Origin of the sequence: Synechococcus sp. Nb3U1 (assembly GCF_021533835.1) — a bacterium.
Taxonomy (GTDB): Bacteria; Cyanobacteriota; Cyanobacteriia; order Thermostichales; family Thermostichaceae; genus Thermostichus.
This window is the reverse complement of record NZ_JAKFYQ010000001.1, coordinates 704,715-728,974: the sequence shown is the minus strand read 5'-3', so window position 1 is coordinate 728,974 and position 24,260 is coordinate 704,715. Positions and strand designations below refer to the sequence as shown.

20 protein-coding genes and 2 pseudogenes are annotated in these 24,260 nt (G+C 56.7%); 6 read left to right on the top strand and 16 right to left on the bottom strand.

Annotated features, from left to right (window positions below):
* Positions 1–101: 101 nt before the first annotated feature.
* The 4 genes from L1047_RS03325 to L1047_RS03310 all read left to right on the top strand — a co-directional run bounded on the left by L1047_RS03325 (position 102) and on the right by L1047_RS03310 (position 6,703).
* Positions 102–707 carry a hypothetical protein gene (locus L1047_RS03325; protein WP_235277345.1) on the top strand — a complete coding sequence of 202 codons (606 nt, stop codon included), beginning with the start codon at positions 102–104 and terminating at the stop codon, positions 705–707.
* A gap of 99 nt (positions 708–806) precedes the next feature.
* Positions 807–3,065 carry a fused MFS/spermidine synthase gene (locus L1047_RS03320; RefSeq protein WP_235278848.1) on the top strand — a complete coding sequence of 753 codons (2,259 nt, stop codon included), beginning with the start codon at positions 807–809 and terminating at the stop codon, positions 3,063–3,065.
* 43 nt (positions 3,066–3,108) lie between these two features.
* Positions 3,109–3,729: an NADPH-dependent FMN reductase gene (locus L1047_RS03315; protein WP_268836107.1), complete on the top strand. Its 621-nt coding sequence runs from the start codon at positions 3,109–3,111 to the stop codon at positions 3,727–3,729.
* Between the two features lie 127 nt (positions 3,730–3,856).
* Positions 3,857–6,703 (top strand): sensor histidine kinase, encoded by a 2,847-nt coding sequence (locus L1047_RS03310; protein ID WP_235277343.1) that lies wholly within the window; start codon positions 3,857–3,859, stop codon positions 6,701–6,703.
* Positions 6,704–6,779: 76 nt separating this feature from the next.
* On the opposite strand, the gene L1047_RS03305 is transcribed toward L1047_RS03310, so the two are convergent.
* Positions 6,780–7,970 carry an MFS transporter gene (locus L1047_RS03305; RefSeq protein ID WP_235277342.1) on the bottom strand — a complete coding sequence of 397 codons (1,191 nt, stop codon included), beginning with the start codon at positions 7,968–7,970 and terminating at the stop codon, positions 6,780–6,782.
* Positions 7,971–8,423: 453 nt separating this feature from the next.
* Between L1047_RS03305 and L1047_RS03300 the strand changes: the two genes are divergently transcribed.
* A complete protein-coding gene (locus L1047_RS03300) occupies positions 8,424–9,356 on the top strand; it encodes a phosphatidate cytidylyltransferase (RefSeq protein ID WP_235277341.1) in 933 nt (310 codons plus the stop codon).
* Between the two features lie 64 nt (positions 9,357–9,420).
* Here the strand turns inward: L1047_RS03300 and L1047_RS03295 are convergent, their stop codons facing one another.
* The 14 genes and pseudogenes from L1047_RS03295 to nifB all read right to left on the bottom strand — a co-directional run bounded on the left by L1047_RS03295 (position 9,421) and on the right by nifB (position 20,743).
* Positions 9,421–10,659, bottom strand: a complete 1,239-nt coding sequence (locus L1047_RS03295; RefSeq protein WP_235277340.1) for an OFA family MFS transporter — start codon at positions 10,657–10,659, stop codon at positions 9,421–9,423.
* Positions 10,660–10,742: 83 nt separating this feature from the next.
* On the bottom strand, positions 10,743–10,949 hold the full coding sequence (nifT, locus tag L1047_RS03290) for a putative nitrogen fixation protein NifT (protein ID WP_235277339.1): 207 nt from the start codon (positions 10,947–10,949) through the stop codon (positions 10,743–10,745).
* Positions 10,946–11,209, bottom strand: a complete 264-nt coding sequence (locus L1047_RS03285) for a nitrogen fixation protein NifZ (protein WP_235277338.1) — start codon at positions 11,207–11,209, stop codon at positions 10,946–10,948. Before L1047_RS03285 ends, nifT begins: the two co-directional genes overlap by 4 nt.
* Positions 11,206–11,349, bottom strand: a complete 144-nt coding sequence (locus L1047_RS03280; protein ID WP_235277337.1) for a hypothetical protein — start codon at positions 11,347–11,349, stop codon at positions 11,206–11,208. Before L1047_RS03280 ends, L1047_RS03285 begins: the two co-directional genes overlap by 4 nt.
* The gene (gene nifV / locus L1047_RS03275; RefSeq protein ID WP_235277336.1) at positions 11,339–12,502 is read right to left on the bottom strand and encodes a homocitrate synthase; all 1,164 of its coding nucleotides are present in this window, start codon (positions 12,500–12,502) and stop codon (positions 11,339–11,341) included. Before nifV ends, L1047_RS03280 begins: the two co-directional genes overlap by 11 nt.
* A gap of 192 nt (positions 12,503–12,694) precedes the next feature.
* Positions 12,695–14,083, bottom strand: a pseudogene (gene nifK, locus L1047_RS03270) (nitrogenase molybdenum-iron protein subunit beta); the annotation flags it as partial.
* 12 nt (positions 14,084–14,095) lie between these two features.
* On the bottom strand, positions 14,096–14,230 hold the full coding sequence (locus L1047_RS03265; protein ID WP_235277334.1) for a DUF3364 domain-containing protein: 135 nt from the start codon (positions 14,228–14,230) through the stop codon (positions 14,096–14,098).
* Between the two features lie 59 nt (positions 14,231–14,289).
* Positions 14,290–15,015 (bottom strand): nitrogenase component 1, encoded by a 726-nt coding sequence (locus L1047_RS03260; RefSeq protein ID WP_235277333.1) that lies wholly within the window; start codon positions 15,013–15,015, stop codon positions 14,290–14,292.
* Complete coding sequence (locus L1047_RS03255; RefSeq protein ID WP_235277332.1) at positions 14,985–15,521, bottom strand: nitrogenase component 1; 537 nt, start codon at positions 15,519–15,521, stop codon at positions 14,985–14,987. Before L1047_RS03255 ends, L1047_RS03260 begins: the two co-directional genes overlap by 31 nt.
* 99 nt (positions 15,522–15,620) lie before the next feature.
* Positions 15,621–16,500, bottom strand: a pseudogene (gene nifH / locus L1047_RS03250) (nitrogenase iron protein).
* A gap of 193 nt (positions 16,501–16,693) precedes the next feature.
* On the bottom strand, positions 16,694–17,569 hold the full coding sequence (gene nifU, locus L1047_RS03245; protein WP_268836106.1) for a Fe-S cluster assembly protein NifU: 876 nt from the start codon (positions 17,567–17,569) through the stop codon (positions 16,694–16,696).
* Between the two features lie 70 nt (positions 17,570–17,639).
* Positions 17,640–18,839, bottom strand: a complete 1,200-nt coding sequence (gene nifS / locus L1047_RS03240; RefSeq protein ID WP_235277331.1) for a cysteine desulfurase NifS — start codon at positions 18,837–18,839, stop codon at positions 17,640–17,642.
* Positions 18,840–18,924: 85 nt separating this feature from the next.
* Positions 18,925–19,218, bottom strand: a complete 294-nt coding sequence (gene fdxB, locus L1047_RS03235) for a ferredoxin III, nif-specific (RefSeq protein ID WP_235277329.1) — start codon at positions 19,216–19,218, stop codon at positions 18,925–18,927.
* A 94-nt stretch (positions 19,219–19,312) separates the two neighbouring features.
* Positions 19,313–20,743, bottom strand: a complete 1,431-nt coding sequence (nifB, locus tag L1047_RS03230; RefSeq protein WP_235277328.1) for a nitrogenase cofactor biosynthesis protein NifB — start codon at positions 20,741–20,743, stop codon at positions 19,313–19,315.
* A gap of 38 nt (positions 20,744–20,781) precedes the next feature.
* Here nifB and L1047_RS03225 point away from each other — a divergent pair, with 38 nt between their 5' ends.
* Complete coding sequence (locus L1047_RS03225) at positions 20,782–21,963, top strand: phosphodiester glycosidase family protein (RefSeq protein WP_235277327.1); 1,182 nt, start codon at positions 20,782–20,784, stop codon at positions 21,961–21,963.
* A 97-nt stretch (positions 21,964–22,060) separates the two neighbouring features.
* On the opposite strand, the gene L1047_RS03220 is transcribed toward L1047_RS03225, so the two are convergent.
* Entirely contained in the window at positions 22,061–23,671 is a 1,611-nt protein-coding gene (locus tag L1047_RS03220) for a mechanosensitive ion channel (RefSeq protein ID WP_268836414.1), read from the bottom strand.
* Positions 23,672–24,260 lie beyond the last annotated feature (589 nt).

Here is a 24,260-nt window from a genome sequence, read left to right as displayed (position 1 = left end):
CAACCCATGATTAGTGACGTTCAGTAACACAGTGTTTGCCGGGAGGAATCAAGAACGTGCTTTGCGACAAGTGGCCCGTCTTCAAGCAGGCAGTCAAGCGCATGGGACAGTCCAGTTGGATGGGTTTGGGACTGGCCTCTTTGGCGGTGTTGGGTCTTCAGCCGGTGGCTTGGGGGATCCCGGGGCAGTCTCCGGATCAAGCAGCAGCCTGGGTGCGAGACAACCCTGTTTTGCGGCCTCGTCCAGGGGAAACCCTGAACATCAACCGTGTGGAGCCGGATGGATCCCGGTTTACGTTTTTAGCCTCGGTAGCTCCGCCAGGACGGATTATTAATCCCCTCGATCGGGAGACGATTCGCTCGGAGCGCATGACTTTCTTCCGCCCGCAGGGACTGACTCCAGAGGATTTGTTTCAAGCCATTCGGGAGGTCTATGGGCCGGAGATCGCTGCGGATTTGGATCAGGCAGTGGAGGTGATTCGCTATCCTACCCCAGAAGCCTTGGCAAGTAATCAAACCTATAGCCTCTCCCGCGCCATTCAAGGGGTGGTGCTGCGGGGCAATCAACTGGTGTACTGGCTGGAATTGACGCAAAACCCGGATGGCCGTGTGCAGCAGGGGCAAGTTTGGGTGTTTCAAGAGGAATGGTTGCCCAAGGTGGAAGCAGAGCTAGCCGAGCGCTACCCGTTGCAGGTGATGACCCGTTGATCGAGGTTGAATCTGTGCCTGGGGGCTCAATCCGGCTGCCCTCACATCGGGGCTGGGCCATACTGTCAGGCAAAGGTTTGGGGTGGCTCGGCTTTGGTTGTGCTGTTTTCCCTGTGCTTGTTTAGCAGTGCCTTTTGCCTCTTTTGGGGGCAGCTGTTGGTGGGCAAGTTGCTGTTGCCCTTCTGGGGGGGATCCCCGCTAGTGTGGAATACCTGTTTGGCTTTTTTTCAGGTGGCGTTGTTGCTGGGCTACCTGTGGGCGGATCGGGTGCAGCGGTGGTTGAACCCCAGATCTGGCGTACTGCTTCATGGGGTTTTCCTGCTGGCGGGGTTGTGGCTGCTGCCCTTTCGCTTTAGGCTCACGGCTGGGATCCCCGAACTGTTGGGGGGGCAATCGCCGCTGCTGGCTTTGTGGGTGCAACTGACGCTGGCGGTAGGGATGCCGATGCTGCTGCTCTCTGGCACGACGCCTTTGTTGCAACAGGGGTTTGCGGCGGCAGGAGATGGAAGTCGCTGGGCTCAGGATCCCTACTTTCTTTATGTGGCCAGTAATGCTGGCAGTTTGGCGGGGCTGCTCGGCTACCCCTTGCTGCTGGAGCCTTGGCTGCCCTTGGTCTGGCAAACCCGCCTGTGGATGGGATCCTACGCGCTGGTGGCGGGGCTGGTGCTGTTGTGTGGGGGCTGGCTGCTAATTCAGAGGGATCCCCAGGCAGCACGACAGGATCCGGACTCTTCTGAGCCCTTGGCTGTGACGACTCATGGGCGGGATCCCTGGCGCTGGGCGGGGCTGGCCTTTTTGCCCTCGGGTCTGTTGGTGGCGGTCACCACCCTGTTAACCACGGATGTGGCAGCGGTACCTTTGCTGTGGGCTATCCCTCTGGGGATTTATTTGATCACCTTCATGCTGGCCTTTGGGGGCATTTTCCCGAACCGTCTGGGTTTGGGGCTGACGGCGCTCTGGGCCTGTTTGGCGGTGGGGGTGCAGGCATTGGGCTTGGTGAAGCCGTTGATTCTGTTGCTGCCTTTGCATTTGGCGGCTTTTGGTGGGGTTGCTTGGGCTTGCCATAGCGAGTTGGCCCGTCGTCGCCCGCAGGCGCAGCGGTTGACGCAGTTTTATCTGTGGCTGGCCTTGGGGGGAGGGTTGGGAGGGATGTTCAGCGCCCTTTTGGCTCCACAGGTGTTTGAGACGGTGCTGGAATATCCCCTGTTGTTGGGATTGTCAGTTGGGGTGCTGGCGGCTCAGGGGGCCGGGGTGGGCCTGTGGCTGGGGTTGGGGCTGATCTTGCCCCTGTTGATGCTGCGCTTCCAACTCCAGGAAGTGCTTCAGGTGGGATCCCTGGTGGGCTTGGGCTTGGGTCTGGGGTGGCTGACAGTGATTGGGTCAGGGAACGGCAAGGGATCCCGTTGGCGAACCGGAGCCATGGGGGTGGGGACAACAGCGGGGTTGGTTTTGCTGCTGGGGCAACCGTGGCTCAAGCTAGGGTTAGAGGTGATTCACGCCGAGCGCAATGCCTTGGGCCTTAACCGCATCGTGGAGCATCAAAATGAGGTGGGATCCTTTCGCAGCCTTTTGCATGGCACCACCCTCCACGGCACCGAACAGTTGGACACAGAACCGGCAGAGCCTCTCACCTATTTCGCCCGCTCTGGGCCGGTTGGGCAGGTGTTCACGGCCTTTAGAACCCAGGTGACGGATCCCGCTCCCGAAATCGCTGTGTTGGGGCTGGGGATCGGCACGTTGGCCGCCTATGCTCAAGCAGGGGATCGCTGGACGTTTTTCGAGCTGGATCCGGCGGTCGAGCAGCTGGCCCGAACTTATTTCTCCTACCTTGATGGGTATCTTGGTGAGGCTGAGCCCACCGTGATTTTGGGGGATGCCAGGCTGTCCTTAGGGCGGATCCCAGATAGTCGCTACGACCTGATGGTGATGGATGCCTTCAGCTCCGATGCGGTGCCGGTGCATTTGCTCACCCAAGAGGCTCTGGCCCTGTACTTGGCAAAGCTCAAGCCCCAGGGCTGGCTGCTGTTCAATATCACCAATCGCCATCTCGATTTGGCTCCCGTGTTGGCGGGGTTGGCGGGGCAGTTGCACCTACAGGCTTGGCAGCAGGCCCAGAGAGATCTGTCCGAGGCACAGCGACAAGCAGGGCTGGCCCCTTCCCATTGGGTACTCATGGCCAAGGATCTGGCGGAGTTCAAGGGACGGGATCCCTGGCAACCCCTTCTGCCCCAACCCAGTGACCCAATCTGGCGCGATGATTTCTCTAACCTATTGCAGGTGATCCGCTGGCCGAGGATCCCTGCGCTGAAGGTAGTACAGGACAAGAAACCTAAAGAGATCCTTACAGTCCGAAGTTAGTATGAGTTATGATAGTTCGTAAACATGTTTAGGAACTCGACCCATGTCTACATCAACTCTTCAGCCCCTTACTGTCGATTCACAAACTAGAGTGGCAGAAGCTTCTTCGGCGCGTTTTGTGGCGATTGGGGGCAGCATGCGGCCCAATTCCTCCACCTATCGGGCTTTGGAGGTGGCGCGGCGCGAGTTCGAAAAGCTAGGGATCCGACTGCACATTCTTGATCTGCGGCAGATGAACCTGCCCTTTGTGGATGGCTCAGAATCTTATGAAGAGTATCCCGATGTAGCGGTTTTGCAGGAAACCATGCGGCAGGCGGATGGGATTATTCTGGCTAGTCCCGAATACCACGGCAGCATCAGCGGCAGCTTGAAAAACGCCCTGGATCTGTTGAGCTTCGACCAACTGGAGGGCAAAGTCTTCGGGTTGATCAGCGTTTTGGGTGGTGAAACCAACAGCAATACTCTCAACCAAATGCGTCTGATCGTGCGGTGGGTACGCGGCTGGGTGATCCCGGATCAAATTGCTATTGGTCGAGCTTGGAGCGCTTTTGATGAGCAGGGCAACCTCAAGGATGAAAACCTGCAACAACGCTTTCAACGCTTTGCCCAGAGCTTGGTGACCAACACCTACAAGTTGTGCGGCATCGCGGTTCGAGAGCATTAAAGAACGGCACCCCTCTCCCTGGGGTTTTCCCCAGCCGCGGCGCTACCCAGCCTCCGATTTGGGGGCTAAGCTCAAGGTGAGCCAAAACCTGGCTGACACAGCCTTTTGTTTGCGGGAGAACTTGCACATGGTTCAGTCTGTTCCCCACTATTCGGATGGCTCTGAGGCAACAGTGCCCCTGGTAGCCCTGCAAACCACGTTGCAGCAGATGCGGGAGCAGACAGACGCCAAGCTGTTGATTCAGCTCACCCTCGATTACGTCGGGGCTGTGTTTGTGGCACCGCTGATTTGGCTGGCTCTTTACGACTACCAAAATCACCAGTTGGTGGGCCAGGGTGGGGTCACCCTCCTCGAAGATCAGACCCTGTTGCGAGCGGTGCATCCCCTACAGCCGGGGGAGATTATGGAGCAGGTGGTGATTGAGCAGCGCCCAATCAGTCTGCCGGATATGTCGCAGGAGCCGCGCATGGGCATCTGGCAGCGGGAGGCGAAGCGATTGGGCGGGATCCAGGGCTGTTTGATCCACCCGATTCGCAGCCAACGGCGGTGCCTGGGGGTACTGATGCTGGGATCCCAAGTGTGGGGCATTACCACCAGCGAAGAAGAAAAAGCCCTCCTGGGCATCCTGCTGGGGCAGTTGGCGGCCTCGTTGCAACAGTTGGAGAGCGCCTGGAAACAGCAGACGGAAAAGCGCCTTGAGGATCCCCTCCTTGCCCTCGGAATCGCCATGCGCCAGGCGGGATCCCTGCAGGAGCGGGTCAGCCTAGTGATGCAGGAGTTGCAGTCTTTCATCGGTGCTGTGCGCGTTCAGGTGTATTGGCACGAGCGCGGCCAAGGGCAGTTTAGTCCCCATGTCACAGCCTCCAAAGCCAGCCCACCCGCGAAAGGAGCCAAAACTGCGGCAACCCCGGCTCGTGATGGCAGCCTGCCCCTGCGGGAACTGGGGGATATGTACTACACCCTCGCCGATGGGCAGGTGGTGGTGGCCAACGATGCCACAGGGACGACTCGCTCTGAGATCACCCCCAAGTTGATGCAGCAGCTACGGGCCCAGGCGGTCTTAGCGGCCCCGATTTTGCTGCAAAAAGACCTGCTCGGGTTTATCTGTGTTGAGTCAGATGTGCCCCGTACCTGGCAAGACATCGAGCGGCAATTGGTGGCAGCCGCCGGGAACTGGTTGGCCTTGGCTACTCCTCTGGAAGGGCTAGATCGCATGGTGCGACAGTTAGCCAACGACCAAGAGTTTGTGCAACAAGTGGCCCGCTCCGTTTACAGTCAGGCGGATCTGCAACAGGCTCTACAGCAGGCCGTCATCGGCTTAGGTCAACGCTTGAAAGCTAGTGCCGTGGTCGTGTTGATGCTGGATCCCAGCACACAAACCCCACGCCTGTTTTACGAGTATCGCAGCGAGGGCAAACAGCCCCTGCCCAAGCAATTCAACCCCTTGAGCGAACAAGACTGGGGGGATCTGCTGCGCAACGAGGTACTGGTGGCGGAAAACTACGACCAAGATCTGCGCCTGCTTTCTTGGCGGCAGGAATTTGCGGCCTTAGGCACCCGTTCCCTGATGCTCACCTACACCGGCCATGTCGGCGAAACCCATGCTGCCCCCATCGAAGGGCTGATCCTGGTCATGCACCAACAGTTGCGGGCTTGGAGCCGCGAAGAACGGCAACTGCTGCGGGGGATCGCCCAACAACTGGGAGTGGTTTTGCGCCAAAGCCAATTGGAGGAATCCCGGCAGCGACAAGCGCAACTGCTGAACGGGCTAAGCACCACCTGCTTAACTCTACAAAATCTATCCACCCTGCCGGAGATCTACAACACCACTGCTCAACAAACCGCCCAATTGCTGGGGATCCCTTTGGCCCTGGTGGTCAGTTGGCGGCCAGGAGCCAGCCACGGCCAATTGCAACCTCCCTTTGCCACGGCTTCCGAGATTCGCCCCACCGGCCCCACCGAGATTGATCTGCAGGATCCCTTACTGGCTTACGCGCTGCAATCGGTAGAGCCCCTGCCCCTAACCCACGAGCAGATCCCCCCCACCAGCCGCACCTGGTTAAATTCCGTTGGCTTGGGATCCTGGCTGCTCATGCCTTTGGGCTCTGGGGCGGATTTGTTGGCTCCTTTGGGGGTTTTGATCTTGGGGGCAGAAGGGGGCAAAGTTTGGGATCCCTATGAGCGGGCGGCAGTGATGTTGATCGCCCAAACCTGCTGCTGGACGCTACGGCGCTTGCTTTGGATCCACACTCTACAGGAGCGGCAGGAGGTGCTGAATGAATTGAACTGGTATAAGCATCGCCGTCTGCTGGATATGCAAAATACCCTCTTGGAGAACCTGCGTCGCCTTGGTCAGGTGCCGGAAACTCCTGGTGACGAAGCCACGCGCTGGCAGAAGGTGGTGGAGATCGGCAGAGGCTTACGGGATTTGACCACCCACACGGGGCCGCTGTTGCAGTCAGAGTCTTGGCAGGTGCAGCCGGAGTCGATGACGGTGCCCCTGGCGGCTTTGGTTCGCAAAGGGTTGCGCCGACTAGAGGGCCTCACCCAGAAACGCAAGCTGTGGCCGCGGGCCCATGGGGATATGGGTATCGCTGTCCAGGGGGATCCAGGACGGTTGGAGATGATCCTCTGGGAGGTATTGGCAGCAGCAGCTCTGCGCAGCCCGGAAGGGGGGCGGCTAGATCTGTGGAGCCAAACTAGCGATGGCTATGTAGAACTGTTGGTGGTGGATCAGGGCAGCTTTGATCCCAACCTGATGGCGGCACTACAGTTAGATCCGGAAATGGTAATCTACGCGGATCCCTTACTCAAGTCTCCCCTCACTGTCAGTCCGGGTCTGGAGCTGGGACTGTGTCAACGGGTGGTACAGCGGATGGGGGGGCAGCTCTCCTTTTATCAATCTTCCGATGGGCGTTACGTCTCTCGCCTTCTCTTGCCGGTGGGCAGTGAGGAGATCAGCCCAGTAAGCTGAGTTTCCTTGTGGTTCCCTTGTGGAGTCCCTGTGCTTTTCGGGCAGGAAAAATTGAATCGCAGACTACAATCGCAGACTAATGGAGCGGACGGCTACAAATTACACAAAACCCCGCCGCAAGAAAGGCCACTACGCCGATTAAAGCCAAAACCGTAGGTTCAAACTTGGCCTGGGCAAACAGTAGGCCAAACAGGCTAGAGGCTACTGCCCCCCCACTGAAATAGATGCCAGTGCCCAACCCCGCCCGCGCCGCAGGTACCATCGACAGGGCAAAGGGAATGCTGCCATTGGAAACCAAACTAAAGGTAGCCCCAATGCAAAGGGCAATGATAACCGCCAGTAGTGTACTCCCACTGAGCAACGTCAAGGCCAACAACCCACCCATCAAACCCAACCCAATGGCCATTGCCCGTTGGTTACCCCAGCGACTGGCCAAAGAACCCATCGGTACCGCCGTCAATGCCAGGCTTAGGAAGATGGATCCCAGCACCCAGCCTACATTCGCTTGCGGTGCTTGTGCGGCCAACACCTGCGGGAAAGCCGTCATCAACATGCGAAAGCCCAGCCCTACCCCTACCCCGGCCCCGAACACCCAGATCAACCCCCACCAGACAAAAGGAGCTGCTTCGCCCGCATCCGAGTCTTTGTCATGAACCGTTTGGCCAGGATTGGCGAGGCGCAACGCCAGAGCCGCCAAGAGCAACACCGCTGAGCCTACCCCGAAGGCTACCCAAGGCCCCAGATCCAAAATGAACCCACTAGCCAATGGCCCCATCGCTCCCGCTACACCACCCACTAAGGTCAAAATACTGGCTGCCTGAGGCAACCCCGACGAAAAAGCATAACGTCCCAACAGGGACAGTGCCGGGCTGCGGAAGATCGTCATGCACACGGCCCAGGCCACCAAAAAAAAGACGAGCAGAGATCGCATCCAATCCGCTGCATCGGCCCCCAAAAAAGCCACCGCTGGGATGGCGATAAAACAAGCCGCTGAGAGGATCACCCCCACCGATACGAAGGGAAAACGACTGCCCAACCAGCGTTGGGTTTGGTCGGAAAAACTGCCCATCAGGGGCTCCATCACCGCCCCCAGCAGATTCTCAATAATCAACAGGCCCGTGGCCAAACCTGCCGCCAAGCCCATGTCCACCAACAGGTTGGGCAAGTAAAGGTTATAAATTACCCAGGTCAGCGCGATGGCTCCCTGGATAGCGGCCAAGCCAAACACCTGCGCCCACAAAATCGAGCTGGGATCCCGGGCTTCCATGCTTCCCCTGTTCCGTAGGTTGGGCCACTAGAAGCCTATCCTAATCCAGGCCGTGTACCCGAGTAAGCAATGTCCCCGGTCTCTCAGGGCCTAGCCGGATCCCTCTTGGGTAGAGATCAGTGGGTAGAGATTAGCTAGAGACCCTATCGCTCCGCTTGAGCATTCAAGTTGGAGACGATCAAATACATCACGAAAATAAACAGTGCAACCAGCGTCATAGGTTAATCCTTGGGTCAGGTCTCTGGGTTGTAGGAGATAGGGGATCCGCGCTGACGGAGTCGATACCTTCGTAAACTTTTATTCTACAAGATTTGTCTGTGATCTGGATCAATCATCCCGAAGACCACGGTTTTCCGCACTTCCCCAACGGGGTCATCTCCTGACCTGGATTCAGCCAATGGGTAATTTAGCGGAGGCTAACTACAGTAGGGTTAGCGACAGGAGTTGCACAAGATGTTGGAGTTTTGGGTAGAGAGATTAGAAGTCTCCCCTCGGCTGGTGGTGCTGGGGTTTTATACAGGCTTGGCGGTAGTTGTCTACCTAGGTTTGGGGGCATTGATCTGGCTAAAACCCTTGCCTGTGGCTAAGAAACCCTACCTAACTTGGTCGGTGTTACTGCCGCTGATCTTTCTACCGTTGTGGATCGGTGCTAACGCTTGGATTGCCCTAGTGGCTCTGATCTCCGTATACGGCTTCAAGGAATTTGCCCGTGGGACGGGCCTCTATGTCCACCGAATCTATGTGGCATTGGTTTATGTCGTTATTATTGGCCTGGCTCTGTGTGCTGCTTCCGGCAATTATGGCTTGTTCATGGCTTTGCCAGTTTGGGGAGCGGCCATGGCCACAGCCCTACCCGTATTCACCAACCGTTATGAGGAGTCGATTCAGCGGGTGGCTCTCACCATTATTGGCCTCGTTTACTTTGGTTGGTTTTTGGCCCATCTCGGCTACCTCAGCCAGTCTCACTACGGGGTGGGCTATGTGCTCTATGTGGTGCTGGCTACCCAATTTAATGATGCGTTGGCTTTCTTATGGGGTAAGTTGTTGGGTAAAACCCCTTGGACACGCCTTTCCCCCAAAAAGACGATCGAGGGATCCCTGATGGCCTTGGTTTCCAGTTTGGCACTGGCCTATTTGAACTGGCCCATCGCCTTTCCCCATTTTCCAGTTTGGCTGGTGGGGATCACCGGATTGTTGGTGGGAATCGGTGGGCAAGTGGGGGATTTGGTGATGAGTGCGTTCAAACGAGATTTGGGCATTAAAGATTTCGGTGAGTTGTTGCCCGGGCACGGTGGCATTTTGGATCGGGTGGATAGTCTGCTTTGGGTTAGCCCGCTCTTTTTCCATACAGCCCGGTTCTTCTTCAAAGGAGATTTCGGCTACTAATAATTGGCCACAAATAGTTAGCCACGAACAGGAAACCCGCGCAAGAGCCGTGGGTTAGCTATACCTAGCTATTTAGCTTCCCCTTCAAAAAGACGTTGGCCACCAGGATCCCGAACGCTGCCAAGACCGCCATCCCGTAGAAGATATAACTATAGCTGCCCAGCCAATCGCGGAGCTGGCCTGTGAGCATTGTCCCGGTCAACGCCCCAACCCCATAAGCTGTAAAGACAACCCCATAGTTTTGGGCATAGTGATCCGGGTTAAACAGGCGCAGGGTTAGAGTAGGTGCCATTGCCAGCCAACCCCCCAGACAAAACCAAAACAACGAAAACGCCACCCAATAAGACAACAGGGATCCCTCAGGCGAGAAAATCATCAGCCCACAGGCCAGAATAATCAAGCTGTAGGATCCCGTGGCCACCTGATGCGGCTGAAATCGGTCCGCCAACCAACCGAACAGAGGACGACTTAGCCCATTGAAAATGGCGAACAGAGCCACGCTGCTAGCGGCCAACGTGGGATCCAAGCCGATCAGTTCTTCTCCAACCGGGCTGGAGATGCCGATCGCGCTGAGCCCAATCAAGGTGCCGATGGCATAGCAGATCCACAGCCCGTAAAAAGACTGACTTTTGAACAGAATAGGGGAATGGCCGGAAATATGAGCGGGGATTGATCCGGCCCGAGCGGGGATCCAGTGGGTTGGGGGCAACTTGAGTTGGGTGGATATGGCAACAATCACTGCCCCAAAGAGGATCCCAAGCATCCGTAAGGTTGAGCGAACGCCAACCTCTGCAATCCAATGATTGGCCAGGGGAGCGGTGATCAAAGGCGACAAGCCAAAGCCGATGATCGTCAACCCCACCGCTAGCCCTTTGCGATCCGGCAGCCAGTGGGCCACCACGGCCATCGGAACCCCATAGGCGATCCCCACCCCTGCCCCCGCAACGGCGCCATAGCTAAGGGTGACCCAGCCAATCGTGTTGGCAAAGCTAGCCAGGATATAGCCCAGGCCAACAATGCTGCCCCCCAAAGCCAGCACCCGCCGGGATCCCCAACGGGGGATCACAAACCCTGTAATCGGCATCAGGGCGGCGTAGAAGACTAGGGCAAAGGTGTAGGGCAGCAGGCTCTCCGCGGCAGGGATCCCCAATTCTGCTTCAAGGGGCTTTCGGAAGATGCTCCAGGAATAGACCGTTCCTAGGCACAGCAGCACGATCAGCCCGAGGGGAATGAAGAGCCATCTGCCCTGTCGAGCCGGTCGTCCAAATAGGGCAAGGCTGACTTCAGCATCACCCTTTGTCATGGGAGATATCGACGTTGCTTTCCCTAGAGATCCGGCGGACATACCTGATATCAAACGTGATGGCAAAGGGAACCTAGAGACTCCTAGGGTCGAACGTGCTTAGCTTCTACGGTCTTGGGCAAGGGCAGGGGATCCGGCAGATTGTTGATGGATAATTCCCAGCCATTAGCCAGAGTAAAAATGGTTTGTTCTGCTTCCAAACGTTTGGCAACAACCGATTCTTCTAGATCTTTTTTGGGAACATAGACCATCAGATGTCCGTAGGCACTTTGGTGCAGAATGACTTTCATGGGTTTTTCTCCACAAGCTCGAGTTCTTTGGCGCGGCACCCCACCACAAAACCCTTCGTCAGACAATGGACAGCGTAGATATAAAACCGTTGCAGAAAGGTGCTGATGTAGACCACATAGCCTTCGTCGCCGGGGAGGGCTAAAATTTTCCCCATCGGCTGGCCGACAAAGGTACCATCATTGCGAATGGGCTGGCAAATGCGAACCTTATCCCCCAGTTCGAATCGAGGCCGCTGATCCAATTCCTGTTCGTCGCTCATGAGGTACCTCCTCTGGCTTTGGTGAGCAGTTGACAAAGCTCCTGGCGAGTCAGACCCCGACGCACCTGGCGGGCTCGCTGATACACAGCCGCCAAAATTCGCTGGGACTTGGGATCCAAGGGTAACGGGTTAGAAGACATCGGAGTGAGGCTCCTTGAAAGTGTGCTGTAGGGTGTGCTGAACCCACTGAACCAGTTCGGCGATTGGGATGGGCTGCTTGGACTGGGTGACGTGCTGGCGTACCTGTTCCAAAAGCGCTTCCAGATGCCCCGCTGGGATTTGCGCCAGCGGGATCCCTTGCTCCTGAAGCACCTGCAATAGCAGATGTCGACCCGAGTGTTTGCCCAACACTAGGCGGCGCTGGCTGCCCACCACTTCGGGGGGAAAAGGCTCGTAGGTTTGCGGATCCCGTAGGACACCTGCCGCGTGGATCCCGGATTCGTGGGCAAAGGCATTGTCGCCCACGATGGCCTTCCAGGGGGGTAGGGGGGTACCCGTGGCCCGGATCACCTGTTGAGATAGCTCCCGCAGGCGACAGGTATCAATGCCTACATCAATTCCGGCGCTGTGGCGCAGGGCCATCACCACTTCTTCGAGGGGGGCATTCCCGGCCCGTTCCCCCAGGCCGTTGACGGTAGTGTTGACGGCGGTAGCTCCGGCGCGGATCCCGGCCAGGGCGTTGGCGGTGGCCATACCCAGATCATCGTGGGTGTGCATCTCGACGGGAATGTCGATGGCTTGTACCAGACGGCTGATCTGGTCGTAAGTGCTAAAGGGATCCAAAATGCCCACTGTGTCGCAGTAGCGAAAGCGTTGCGCCCCCCAAGCTTGGGACTGACGAGCCAGCTCGATCACTTGCTCAAGGGTGGCTCGACTGGCATCTTCCGCCCCGACCGATACCCACAGCCCCTGCCCGGTGGCCATCTGCACAGATTGGCGCAGTTGGTTGAGCAGCCGCGAGCGATCTCCACCAAACTTGACAGCGATCTGGAGATCCGACACAGGCACTGAAATGTGAACCCGCTTCAGGCCGCAGCGAATGGAGGCCAAAATATCGGTGGGCACCGCCCGGTTCCAGCCCAGCAACTGGGCCCGCAGCCCCAGGCTGACGATGGCGCGGATGGCTTCAGTTTCCACAGCACCCATGGCCGGGATCCCCACTTCGATCTCGGGCACACCAAGGGCATCTAGAAGGGCAGCAATAGAGATTTTCTCGGGAATTTGAAACGCCACACCCGCCGCTTGCTCGCCATCCCGCAGGGTGGTGTCGTTGAGAATGATGGAGGGTTTCATCACAATTTATCCTCCGAGGGGAGAACGTTGGTCTCAGTCTTCAGGCTAGGTGAGCCAACCCGAAGCCATCCAAAATCCACAGATTCGATTCATTTATCCCAATTCACTGGGATTTGGGAGCTGTGGAATGAGGCAGTGGGAGAGCCAAGGGATCCCGTCGGGTTGGGTCGGAGGATCCCTTCTGGGGCTGGCTTAGCGGATCAAGTCAAAGGAAATGTCCGTTTTGCCGGGGATAAAGCTGCGCCGGTCAGCCTCATCCAAAACGGTGTTGACGAGCCAGTTGAGCAGGTTGAGCGCCCCCTGGTAGCCGTAGGTGGGGTAGCGGTGCAGGTGATGCCGATCGAAGATCGGGTAGCCGATGCGCACCAGCGGGGTGCCCGTATCCCGCCAGAGGTATTTGCCGTAGGAGTTACCAATCAGCAGATCCACCGGTTCGGTAAACATTAGGGAGCGCAGATGCCAGAGATCTTTGCCCCCCCAGACAGTGGCACCTTGTCCGTAGGGACTGGAGGCCAGCAGGGTACGGGCTTCGGTTTCAAACTCCTCGTTGCTGTTGGTGACCACGATATGTACCGGCTCGGCCCCGATCTCCAGCAGGAGACTCAGCAGGCCCATAACCAGATCCGGATCCCCGTAGAGGGCCACCCGTTTGCCGTGGAGCCAAGCTTGGGAGTCGGTGAAGGCATCCACCGCCCGGCCCCGCTCGATCTCCAGCTCGCGGGGAATGGGTTTGCCCGTCAGCTCCGATAGCTGCATCAAGAAGTGATCGGTACCCCGGATGCCAAAAGGCCGGGCAGTCAGGGTGGGCTGGCCGGTGCCTTCCGCCAGAAACTCCAGAGTTTTGGGGGTGGTGTAGCGCTGCAGCGAGATGCTGGCATCCGCATTGAGGCACTGGGCCGCTACTGCTAAGGGAGTTCCCCCCGGATACATGTGGAACTCCCCTTCGTTGGGGGAATCCAGGTACTCGGAGTTGTCCGCCAGCAGGGTGAGCGGGATCCCAAACAGACCGAAAATGCGCTTGATCTCCCGCAGATTGCCCATGTAGGTATCGAAGCCGGGGATAACATTGACGGTGCCGTTGCTGGCGGTACGACCCACCGGCTGGGTCAAGGTAGTGAGGATGCCCCTGAGCATATTGTCGTAGCCGGTGATATGGGATCCAACAAAGCTGGGGGTGTGGGCATAGGGCACCGGAAAGTCTTGGGGTAGGGATCCCTCATTTTTGGCGGTGGTGATGAAGGCCCCCAGATCATCCCCGATCACTTCCGCCATGCAGGTGGTGCAGACGGCGATCATCTGGGGTTGGTAGAGTGTGTAGGCGTTTTGCAGGCCTTCGATCATATTTTTCAGGCCCCCAAACACCGCCGCATCTTCCGTCATCGAGGAGGAAACCGCCGAGAACGGCTCCTTAAAGTGGCGGGTGAGATGGGTGCGGAAATAGGCGACACAGCCCTGGGATCCGTGCACAAAGGGCAAGGTTCCCTCAAAGCCGACCGCCGCCAGGATTGCCCCTAGGGGTTGACAGGCTTTGGCCGGGTTCACCGTCAGAGCCTCCCGCTGAAAGTTCTTCTCGCGGTATTCCCAAGATCGGGTTCATTCCGCCACTCGCGCCACCTCCTCTGGGCTGGGGGCATCTTCAAAGGAGCGCTTGGTTTGAAACAGAGCCTGGTAGTCGGGATCCTGAAACAGGCGGGCATGATCTTTGATGTCTTCGATATTCTGTGGCATGGTGGGTCTCCAAATGGGGGGCAGACAACGGGATCCCATTGCGGGATCCCGGGGGCAAGCTAAGACTTCCAGGGGGCCTGAACCAACCCCCAGGTGGGACTATTCAGAGCCAGATCCATATCGCGGGCAAACACCGCAAAGCCGTCGTAGCCGTGGTAGGGGCCGGAATAATCCCAGGAGTGCATTTGCCGGAAGGGCAGGGCCATTTTCTGGAAGACGTATTTTTCTTTAATGCCAGCGGCGATCAGATCTGGCTTGAGCTTTTTGGCAAATTCCTCAAACTCATAGCCCGACACGTCGTCGTAGATCAGGGTGCCATCGTCGATGTACTCGGTGGTGCGCTTGTAGTCGTCGCCGTGGCCAAACTCATAGCCCGTGCCGATCACCTCCATGCCCAGATCCCGAAAGGCCGGGATGACATGGCGGGGCCGCAACCCACCCACCATCAACATCACCCGCTTGCCTTCGAGACGGGGGCGATATTTGGCGATCACCGCCTCGCTCTGAGACTGATAGCGGGCGATCACCGCTTCGGCTTTGGCCTGGATGGTCTCGTCAAACCGCCGAGCGATGGCCCGCAAGGATTCGGCAATGTGGGTGGGGCCGAAGAAGTTGAACTCCAGCCACGGGATCCCGTAGGTTTCCTCCATATGGCGGCAGATATAGTTCATGGACCGATAGCAGTGGATCAGGTTCAGCTTTACCTGGGTGGAGAGCAACACCTCATTCCAGGTGCCATCGCCGGAAAACTGGGTCACCACCCGCAGGCCGATCTCCTCCAACAAAATGCGGGAGGACCAAGCATCGCCGCTTCGATATCATCGCCGATCAGGCCGACGGGGCACTCCGACTCGATGGTGATGCCTTTGGCCAACGGAAAGAGTTCGTTGGCCTCCAGCAACAGTTTGGCCAGCTTTTTGTCACCCCCAAAAACAACATCCCGCTCCTGAAAATCGGAGGTGAACTGCATGGTGCCGAAGGTGTCCACTCCGGTCACCCCGACGTAGTAGTTCCGCCGTCCTGACCAGGAGTAATAGCCACAGCCAATCGGGCCATGGCTGAGGTGAATCATATCCTTGACCGGCCCCCACACCACCCCTTTGGCCCCGGCAAAGGCACAGCCGCGGGTGGTCATGACGCCCGGCACGGATTTGATGTTGGATTTCACCCCACAATCGGATTTGCCTTCTTCATAAACATTGAGGTGTTTGGCCCGCTTTTTTTGGGCCTTTTCGGGATAGGTTTCTAAAACCTCTGCCACGATTTTTCGGGTCTCTTCAACAGTAGTCATGGGATCCTCCGGGGAACGAACTGGGCGATGCGAGGCGGGGAGCGGGGGTTAGGGAAGAGCAGCGGCTGCAGCCGCCTTCCCCCAACCCAGCCGTCAGGGTTAAACAGGAGCCAACTCTTTCTCGGTTTTGCCGATAACATGAGCCAATGCCTTGTCGTCGCCCAAGATGCCGAATTCCACCAACAGCTCTTCCAGTTCATCCATCGAGATGGGGGTGGGAATGGTCAAATGGGTGTTGTTGACGATCTTGTTGGCCAGAGCGCGATACTCGTCCGCTTGGCTGCAATCCGGAGAGTATTCAATCACCGTCATGCGGCGCAATTCGGCATGTTGTACCACGTTGTCGCGGGGGACGAAGTGGATCATCTGGGTGTTGAGCTTTTCGGCTAGGGCCTCGATTAGCTCAATTTCTTGATCCACCTTGCGGCTGTTGCAGATCAGGCCTCCCAACCGCACACCGCCGGAATGGGCATATTTCAAGACCCCCCGGGCGATGTTGTTGGCAGCATACATGGCCATCATTTCGCCGGAGCAGACAATGTAGATTTCCTGGGCTTTGCCCTCCCGAATCGGCATGGCAAATCCGCCCGCAGACCACGTCCCCCAGCACGTCATAGCTGACGAAATCCAGGTCTTCATAGGCACCATTCTCTTCTAGGAAGTTGATGGCGGTGATGATACCCCGTCCCGCGCAACCCACGCCGGGTTCGGGGCCACCGGACTCGACGCAGCGCACTCCTTTGTAGCCGGTCAGGAGCACCTCTTCTAGCTCTACATCCTCTACGGCTCCCCGCTCGGCAGCCAGGTGAAGTACGGTGGTTTGGGCTTTGCTGTGGAGCATCAGGCGGGTGGAGTCTGCTTTCGGGTCACAGCCCACGATCATCACCCGCTGCCCCAATTCGGCCATACCGGCAATGGTGTTTTGGGAGGTGGTGGATTTGCCGATGCCACCTTTTCCATAAAATGCAATCTGTCTCATGATTCAGGTCTCCTAGTGGGACTGAGTGTTTGGGTCTGAAGTTGAACTCGAGGTCGAGAAATGGAGGGTGAGATGGGCATCAGGGCCAAGGGATCCCGACGCAGCCAACCGAGAGGTGGAGCTCTCTCGGATTGGGCTAAGGGAGACGAACGGAGGAGAAAACAGGTAAGCATGAGAAACTCCAAAATGGGGATTAAACAGCTTGCACCGTGAGGCTGGGCCACACCTGCTCTTGCAGGCGGGTTTCGATCAGGTGTTGCAGGGTGGCCTGGCTGCTGGCACAACTGGTGCAGGCTCCCTTGAGGCGCAGCCACACCTGATCCCCGTCCACATCGTGCAGCTCCACGTCGCCGCCATCGGCGATCAGCAGGGGGCGGACTTGCTCCTCCAACACCGCCTGAATGCGGGTGATCTTCTGCAGGGTAGTGAGGGGGGGAGAGGGTTGGGCTGGAAGCGGATCCGGCTGGGTTTTCATTCGGGTTTCCGCCAAAACCGTCGCGATCAGATCCTCGATCTCCACCAGACAGGAGCCGCAGCCACCACCGGCTTTGCTGTAAGCAGTGACCTCTTCGACTGTGGTCAGGTGGTTGTCCTGAACGAGTCGGCGAATTTTGGTCTCGCTGATACCAAAGCAGGAGCAGATCAAGGAGCCATCATCCTCGGCATGGACGGGTAAGGGGATGCCGCGGTAGTTGTAAATGGCGGCTTCTAGAGCCTCTTGCCCCATGACGGAGCAGTGCATCTTGGCGGGGGGCAGCCCCCCCAGGTAGTTAGCTATATCCCGGTTGCTGATTTTGAGGGCTTGATCCAGGGTTAATCCTGTGATCAGCTCCGTCAAAGCCGAGGAGGAGGCGATGGCACTGGTGCAGCCGAAGGTTTGAAAGCTGGCCGCCAAGATCCGTTCTGTCGATTCTTCCACTTTCAGGTGGAGCCGCAGGGCATCGCCGCAAGTGATGCTGCCCACTTCGCCCGTGACCACCCGGATCCCAGGCTCAGGGGTGGGATCCATCGCCCCCTGGTTTTTGGGGTGGTAGAAGAGGTCTAAAACTTTTTCGCTGTAGTCCCACATGGCTGGATCCTTAGGTGATGCTGAGTAATGGCTGGGGGAGGGGAGGTGTGAGGGTTGAAAGGATAGGGAGCTAACGCAGAGCCAGTTCCCGTTCCTGCTGTTGCAACCACCCTTCGGCTTCGCTGTTGAAGGGAGAAATCGCCCGCAGGTGACGGATGATCTCGGGTAATACTTCCAGCACCCGATCCACGTCCGCCTGCTGGGTAAAGCGGGAAAGGCTAAAGCGAATAGAGCCGTGCAGGACGGTGTAGGGCAGGTGCATGGCCCGCAACACATGGGAGGGTTCCAGGGATCCCGAGGTGCAGGCGGAGCCGGAGGAGGCACAGATACCGTATTTGTTCAGCCCAAAGAGGATCGCCTCCCCTTCCACGAACTTGAAGCCCAGGTTGGTGGTGTTGGGCAGCCGTTGGCTGGGGTGGCCGTTGACTTGGGTGTCGGGGATCCGCTGCAAGATTCCCTGTTCCAGAGCATCTCGTAGGTGCCGCTCCTGGGGATCCCCGAGATAGGCTTGGGCCAGTTCCGCCGCTTTGCCCAGGGCGACAATACCAGGCACATTTTCGGTGCCGGCGCGGCGGCCTCGCTCCTGATGCCCTCCGAGCAGCAGTGGACGAAAGCGAAAACCCCGCCGGATATACAAAGCCCCGATCCCCTTAGGGGCATGAAGCTTATGGCTCGATAGGGTCAGCAGATCCACTGGCAGATTGTGCAGAGCTAGCGGGATCTTGCCCACTGCTTGCACCGCATCCACATGGACGATAGCCCCGTAGTCTTGGGCCAGGGATCCCACCGGCTCAATCGGGAAGAGCACCCCGGTTTCGTTGTTGGCAGCCATAAAGGTGACCAAGGCGGTATCACCGGTGAGGGCGGCCTCCAGCTCCAGCAGATCCAGACAGCCCTGCCCATCCACCGACAGATAGGTCACCCGGTAGCCCTGCTTTTCCAGATGTTTACAAAGATTGAGCACCGAGGCATGTTCCACCTGGGTGGTGATGATGTGGCGTTTGTCCGGCTGGGCGGCCAAAGCGGCTCGGATGGCGGTATTGTTGCCCTCACTGCCACAACTGGTGAACAAAATTTCCGTCGGATCGGATCCCAGCAGGGCGGCCACCTGTTCGCGGGCCTGGGTGAGGGCACGCCCCACCTGTCCGCCAAAGCTGTGCATGGAGGAGGGATTGCCGTAAAACGCTTGCAAATAGGGCAGCATGGCCTCCAACACTAGGGGATCCACGGCGGTGGTGGCGTTGTTGTCTAGGTAGATGACGGGGGACATAGCAGCTCCGGGTGAGATACTCAGGCTTCAAATCGAGGGTTCGACGAACGTTCAAAGGACGGGCAGCAGCGGATCTTCTGGGGCTTCAAGTCGTTCGGGGGGCGTAGGAATGGCATTTTTTCGGACAAATGCGGGAGCAGGCTTGGCAACCGATGCAGAGGGCGGCATTGACGATGGTCATCACCTTGCGCTCGCTCTCCTCCTCCTCTTCGTCCTCGACAAATTCGCCCTCTTCATTGAGGGCTTTGAGGGCAAAGACCCCACGACCACAGACTTTCAGACAGCGGCTACAGCCCAGGCAGTAGGTGATATCTAGGCTTTCAATGAACTGAGGGATCCAAGGGGATCCGCCTTTGGTCAGAGCAGTCAAGGTGGCCATAACGGGGTCTCCAAAAGGATGGGGGTCTGTGGAAAGCATCTGAGAGGGAACTTGTGGGAGGGATCCACACTGAGTCAGCAGCCAGTGAGCCTGACTAGTGCTGAAGGGGCTTGTGCTCAATAGCCTGGTTCACCAGCCAGGTTTGGTAAAACTTGAGGGCGACGGTTTCGATTAGGTCGTAGTCTTCCACCACCTCGATGCCCGCCTGGCGGATCCGTTTCATGGGGCAGTCGCCGATCTTGGAGACCAACACTGCCTTGCAATCGCGGAGCAAGTCCAGGATCTGATCCAGATTGTTGTCTTCACCGGTGCCGCCGTGGCAGTACTGCGGAATCTTGCGGTGGCTGACGAATTGGGCACCGCGGGCGTTGACTTCGTAGATCAAAAATTCCTGGGCATGCCCGAAGTGTCGATTCACCAAACCGCCGCCCTTGCTGGCTACCGCCACCAAAATGGCCGGACTATCCGAGGGTGCCGCCGTCGTCAGGCTGTCTTGGGTCACCTGCTGCTGAGCTTGCAACTGGGCAATACCCGCCTGTACTTGGCGACGTTGGTCGGGGTCATACTCAGGCTTCATGGACAAAAAGCGATCTTTGGTGAACTCCTGGCTGCGGTCTTCCCCCAAAAGCCCCACCGCATCCGCCCGGCACTGACGGCAATGGCGCATCATTTTCATATTGCCGGAGCACTGATCTTGCAGGGCTTTTAGCTCTTTGGGGGTAGGACCCCGTTGCCCGGTCAGGCCGAAATAGGTGCCGTGTTCGGGGGCTGAAATCAGGGGCATGATGTTGTGCAAAAAGGCCCCTTTGGCCTGGATAACTCGATTCACCTCCGGCAGGTGGGTGTCGTTGATGCCGGGGATCATGACGGAGTTGACCTTGCAGAGGATATCTGCCTGACGCAAGAGATCCAGGCTCTCCATCTGGCGCTCGTGCAGGATGCGAGCCGCTTCCACCCCGGTGATGCGTTTGCGCTGCCAGCGGATCCAGGGGTAGATCTTCACCCCGATTTCGGGATCCACCATGTTGATGGTCAGGGTGACGTGGTCGATGTTGAGCCGTTTGATGGTGTCGATGTGCTCCGGCAGCATCAAGCCATTGGTGGAAAGGCACAACTTGATATCGGGGGCTTGCTCGGCGATGCGGGCAAAGGTCTCGAAGGTGTGTTTGGGGTTGGCCAAGGGATCCCCTGGCCCGGCGATGCCCACCACCGTCAACTGAGGGATTTTGCCAGCAATCACCAAAACCTTGTGGGCGGCTTCAGCCGGGGTGAGCAATTCGCTGACCACACCGGGGCGGCTTTCGTTGGCACAGTCAAACTTGCGGTTGCAGTAGTTGCACTGGATGTTGCAGGCGGGGGCCACCGCTACGTGCATCCGGGCGTAGTGATGGTGAGCCGCTTGGCTGTAGCAGGGGTGGGTGGCGATGCGCTGCTGCAGACTGGGGGATAGGGTCTGGCCGGAGCTGCTGCTACAGGCACAGGCACTCCCCGGTTGGGGAGGCTGGGAGGATGCAGGGGATCCCACCTGGGGTTGGGTGTACCTTAGGGCAGGGAGGTAAAGACATGTTCAACAAAACTCAAGACTGGCTGGCGGCAATGGCTGTGGTGCTGATTCACTCGGCTCCGGCACAAGCCCAGATGGTTCCTGTCCGCATGGTGCAAGGGATCCCGTTGTATCAGGAGGAAATGTGGGTTGGGGGGAATCGGATCCCAGTTTCTATTTTGACCCTTTCGCCATCGGCCGGTCGCCTGCGCCCGATTTGGGCTGAACCGACAGGGTTGGTGGGTTTACGAGAATTATCCTCCTTTGCCAGCGAACAAGGCGCTTTGGCTGCCATTAATGGGGGCTTTTTTAACCGCAATACCCGGCAGCCGCTGGGGACAATCCGCTTGGATGGCCGCTGGATTTCCAGCCCGATTTTGGGCCGTGGAGTCGTAGCTTGGTCGGATCAGGGCAAGGACTCCGTCCCGCTGACGCGAAAAGTGCGCTTCGGGCGGCTGCGGATGCAAGCAGAACTGCGCAATGGTATCGGGGATCGGATCCCGCTCATGGGCATCAACACAGGCTATATCGTGGCTGGGATCTCGCAATTTACTTCCGATTGGGGATCCACCTACACCACCCAAACCGACAATGAAACCGTTCTCCAGGTGCAAGAGGGACAGGTACAGGCCATTCTTTCGGCGGGCTTGGCGGGCAGTGTCAGTGTGCCAATTCCAGTGGGGGGCTATGTGTTGGCGGCACGGGAGTTAGAAGGATCCCTGGAAGCCCAAAAACTGGTTGTCGGAGATCGTCTCAGCATTCACTTGGCTTTGGATCCGCCGGAGCTAGAAGCCTATCCTCACCTCCTGGGGGCCGGGCCTTTGCTGCTTTTGGATGGACAGGTGGTGTTAGATGCCGAACGGGAGCAGTTTCAGCCTGCTTTTCGCACTCAGCGAGCAGCTCGTAGCGCCATTGGCCTGTTGGAGAGCGGACATCTGTTGTGGGTTACAGCAGGCAATGCTCAGGAAAACCAAGGGATTACCCTGCAGGAGATGGCTCAGTTGATGCTGCAGTTGGGCTGTCGACATGCTTTGAATTTGGATGGAGGCAATTCTTCTACTACGTTAGTGCTAGAGGGAGAAGCTGTGAATTGGGAGCGCCCATTCTTAGAAGTCAGCAACCCTGAGAATCCAGCGGATAGTGGATTGCCCCGCCGGCTTCTACCTAGAGTTCACAATGGTCTTGGCTTCTTCCCACTCTAAAGCAAACATAGATTTTCTGCTCCGATCCCTATTTTAGACACAAAAGGTTCAGCCGAAAATTGTTGCAGAGATCACAAACCACAACCCAGGGATCCCTTCACTCTTTCTTCTCAAAAGTCTTGAGCCACTGACGAAGTTGCTCAGCCGCAACATCTCGCCCCCCCAGCCCAAAAGCCAGAGCAACCGCCACTGCAATTGCTCCCAAAATCAGGCTAAAAGCCAGTACCACGATATCGGTGGCCACCCCCATTTGCTGCAGAGCCATTGCTCCCACAAAGATCAAAATAGCAATGCGAGCTGCCTGAGCCACCACCTGAGAAGATTGTCCCCCCAGTCCATGCACCAATGAGTGGGCTAAGTTTGCCAAGTACAAGCCAATACTGAATACCAAAACACCAATTAAGACTCGCCCAGCAATCAACAGGATCCCTTGAACAATATCTGTCAGGGCAGCAAATTGCAGCAGCTCTGTAGCAGGAATAGCTCCTAGGAGCACCACCCCAACCCATGCCACCAATCCCACAACTTCAGAAGGGGTACGCTGTTTCACAACCGGTTCATTCGATTCATTCTCAGATTCCACAGGAGCTATTGCCTGCAGAGGAGGCAAACCCAGCCAGGTGAGGATGTTGTCAAAGCCCATTGCCTGTAGTGCCTGAGTCACGATATTAGACAACACTTGGCCAACAAAATAAAAGACCGCCAAAATGAAACCCGCTCCCACCAGTAAAGGCACTGCCCGCAGCACCTGCTCCAGCATTGCCACAGCCGGATCAGAAATAGCCCGGATATCAAGAGCATTGAAGGCTGCAATCACCGCTGGAATTAGAACCAGTAGGTAAACCACCATGCCGATATTTTGGGCCAGTTGCGACATTCCTAAGCGAGAACCAAGAGAATTTGCCCCAGCAGCTATCAATAGGTTCGTGATAATACCTCGCACAATCCGAGCAACAAACCAACCAATTGCCCCAATAATTACAGCTCCAAAAATCCGTGGCAATACTGAGAGTAACTGGTTGATTAGATTCTGTAAGGGCTGTAAAGGCGCCTGTAAATCAAGAGCATCTAAAATGAGTGGCAAGAAAAATAGCAAGATCAGCCAGTAGAGAATGTTTCCGAGAGTCTCATTCAGCAAAAAAGCTCCAGCAACTTTACCCTCTGCAGTCCCTGCTGTCGCGTCAGCTCTGCTAACCTCTGGAGATACTTTTGCTCCTGCATCTTGAGGGGTCGCTTCTTCAGTTGCACTGTCCTTAGAGACAAGCGCCAACTGATCATCTAGATTAAAACGCTTTAACCCTTGCACTACAGCAAACCGAGCAACTGTAGCCACCAACCAAGCAACACCCAGCAATAAAGTAGCTCCTCCTATTCGTGGTAAATAAGTAAAAATGGCTCCTAAAAAGTTATTCAGAGGAGCTGAAACCACCTCCAGCTTCAGAGCATTTAGGACTGCTACCAAGACAAATAGTAAAATAAACCAATAGATAGTTGCTGGCAGCCATTTTTCTACCTCAGGCAATTTACTGCCTTCCTTTTTCCCAAGGATCCAGCCAGCAATTCGATTATCCAGTTGAGTCTTTTTAAGTAGCTTCTTGGTCGTAGAAGCAATAATTGTAGCCAACAGCCAACCCAAAATCAAAATAGCAATAGCAGCCAGTAAATTTGGCATGAAATCTAGCAGCCGAGACCAAAGATTACTCAGCATAGAAATCGCGTTATCCTGAATGTTTCCTGGGGTATCCATAAGGCTCCTCCAAGTCTACCGAGCTTAAGCAAATAAACCCTAATAACTTCCTTCACTGCCGTGCCAGAAACTCTCTAGCTTACAGAATCCTAACAGAAAGGCAAAAAATGTATGTCGCAACGAAGCTCTCTACCGATTCTATTCCCTAATCTCTTTTCTCAATCTCCATTGCTACATGATGCCAAGACAATAGATACTGTAGATCCTGTAATCTCAGGAAAATGCTTGCAGTAACAAATCAAGTTAAACAAATTCTACAATAGACATGACAGACAACAATCCAGAGAGTTTTGCAAATTTATATTTATTTTTTAAGCCTAAATAATTTTTGTATATTGACTTGAAGAGATAGTATTGGTAAACCCTGTCCTGGTATGGACAGGTTGAAGCGCCAGGGTTATAGTTCCACAGATGAGATGAGATAGTGTAGCATAGTATTGTCAAGTGTCAGGGGGCATTCAAGCTTTCCCGCTGCCTATGATTAGCTTGCTTAGGATTTTGAGTGTAGGGTCTTGCCTGTCATTATCGGGGTTTCTGTTTAGTCTCAGCT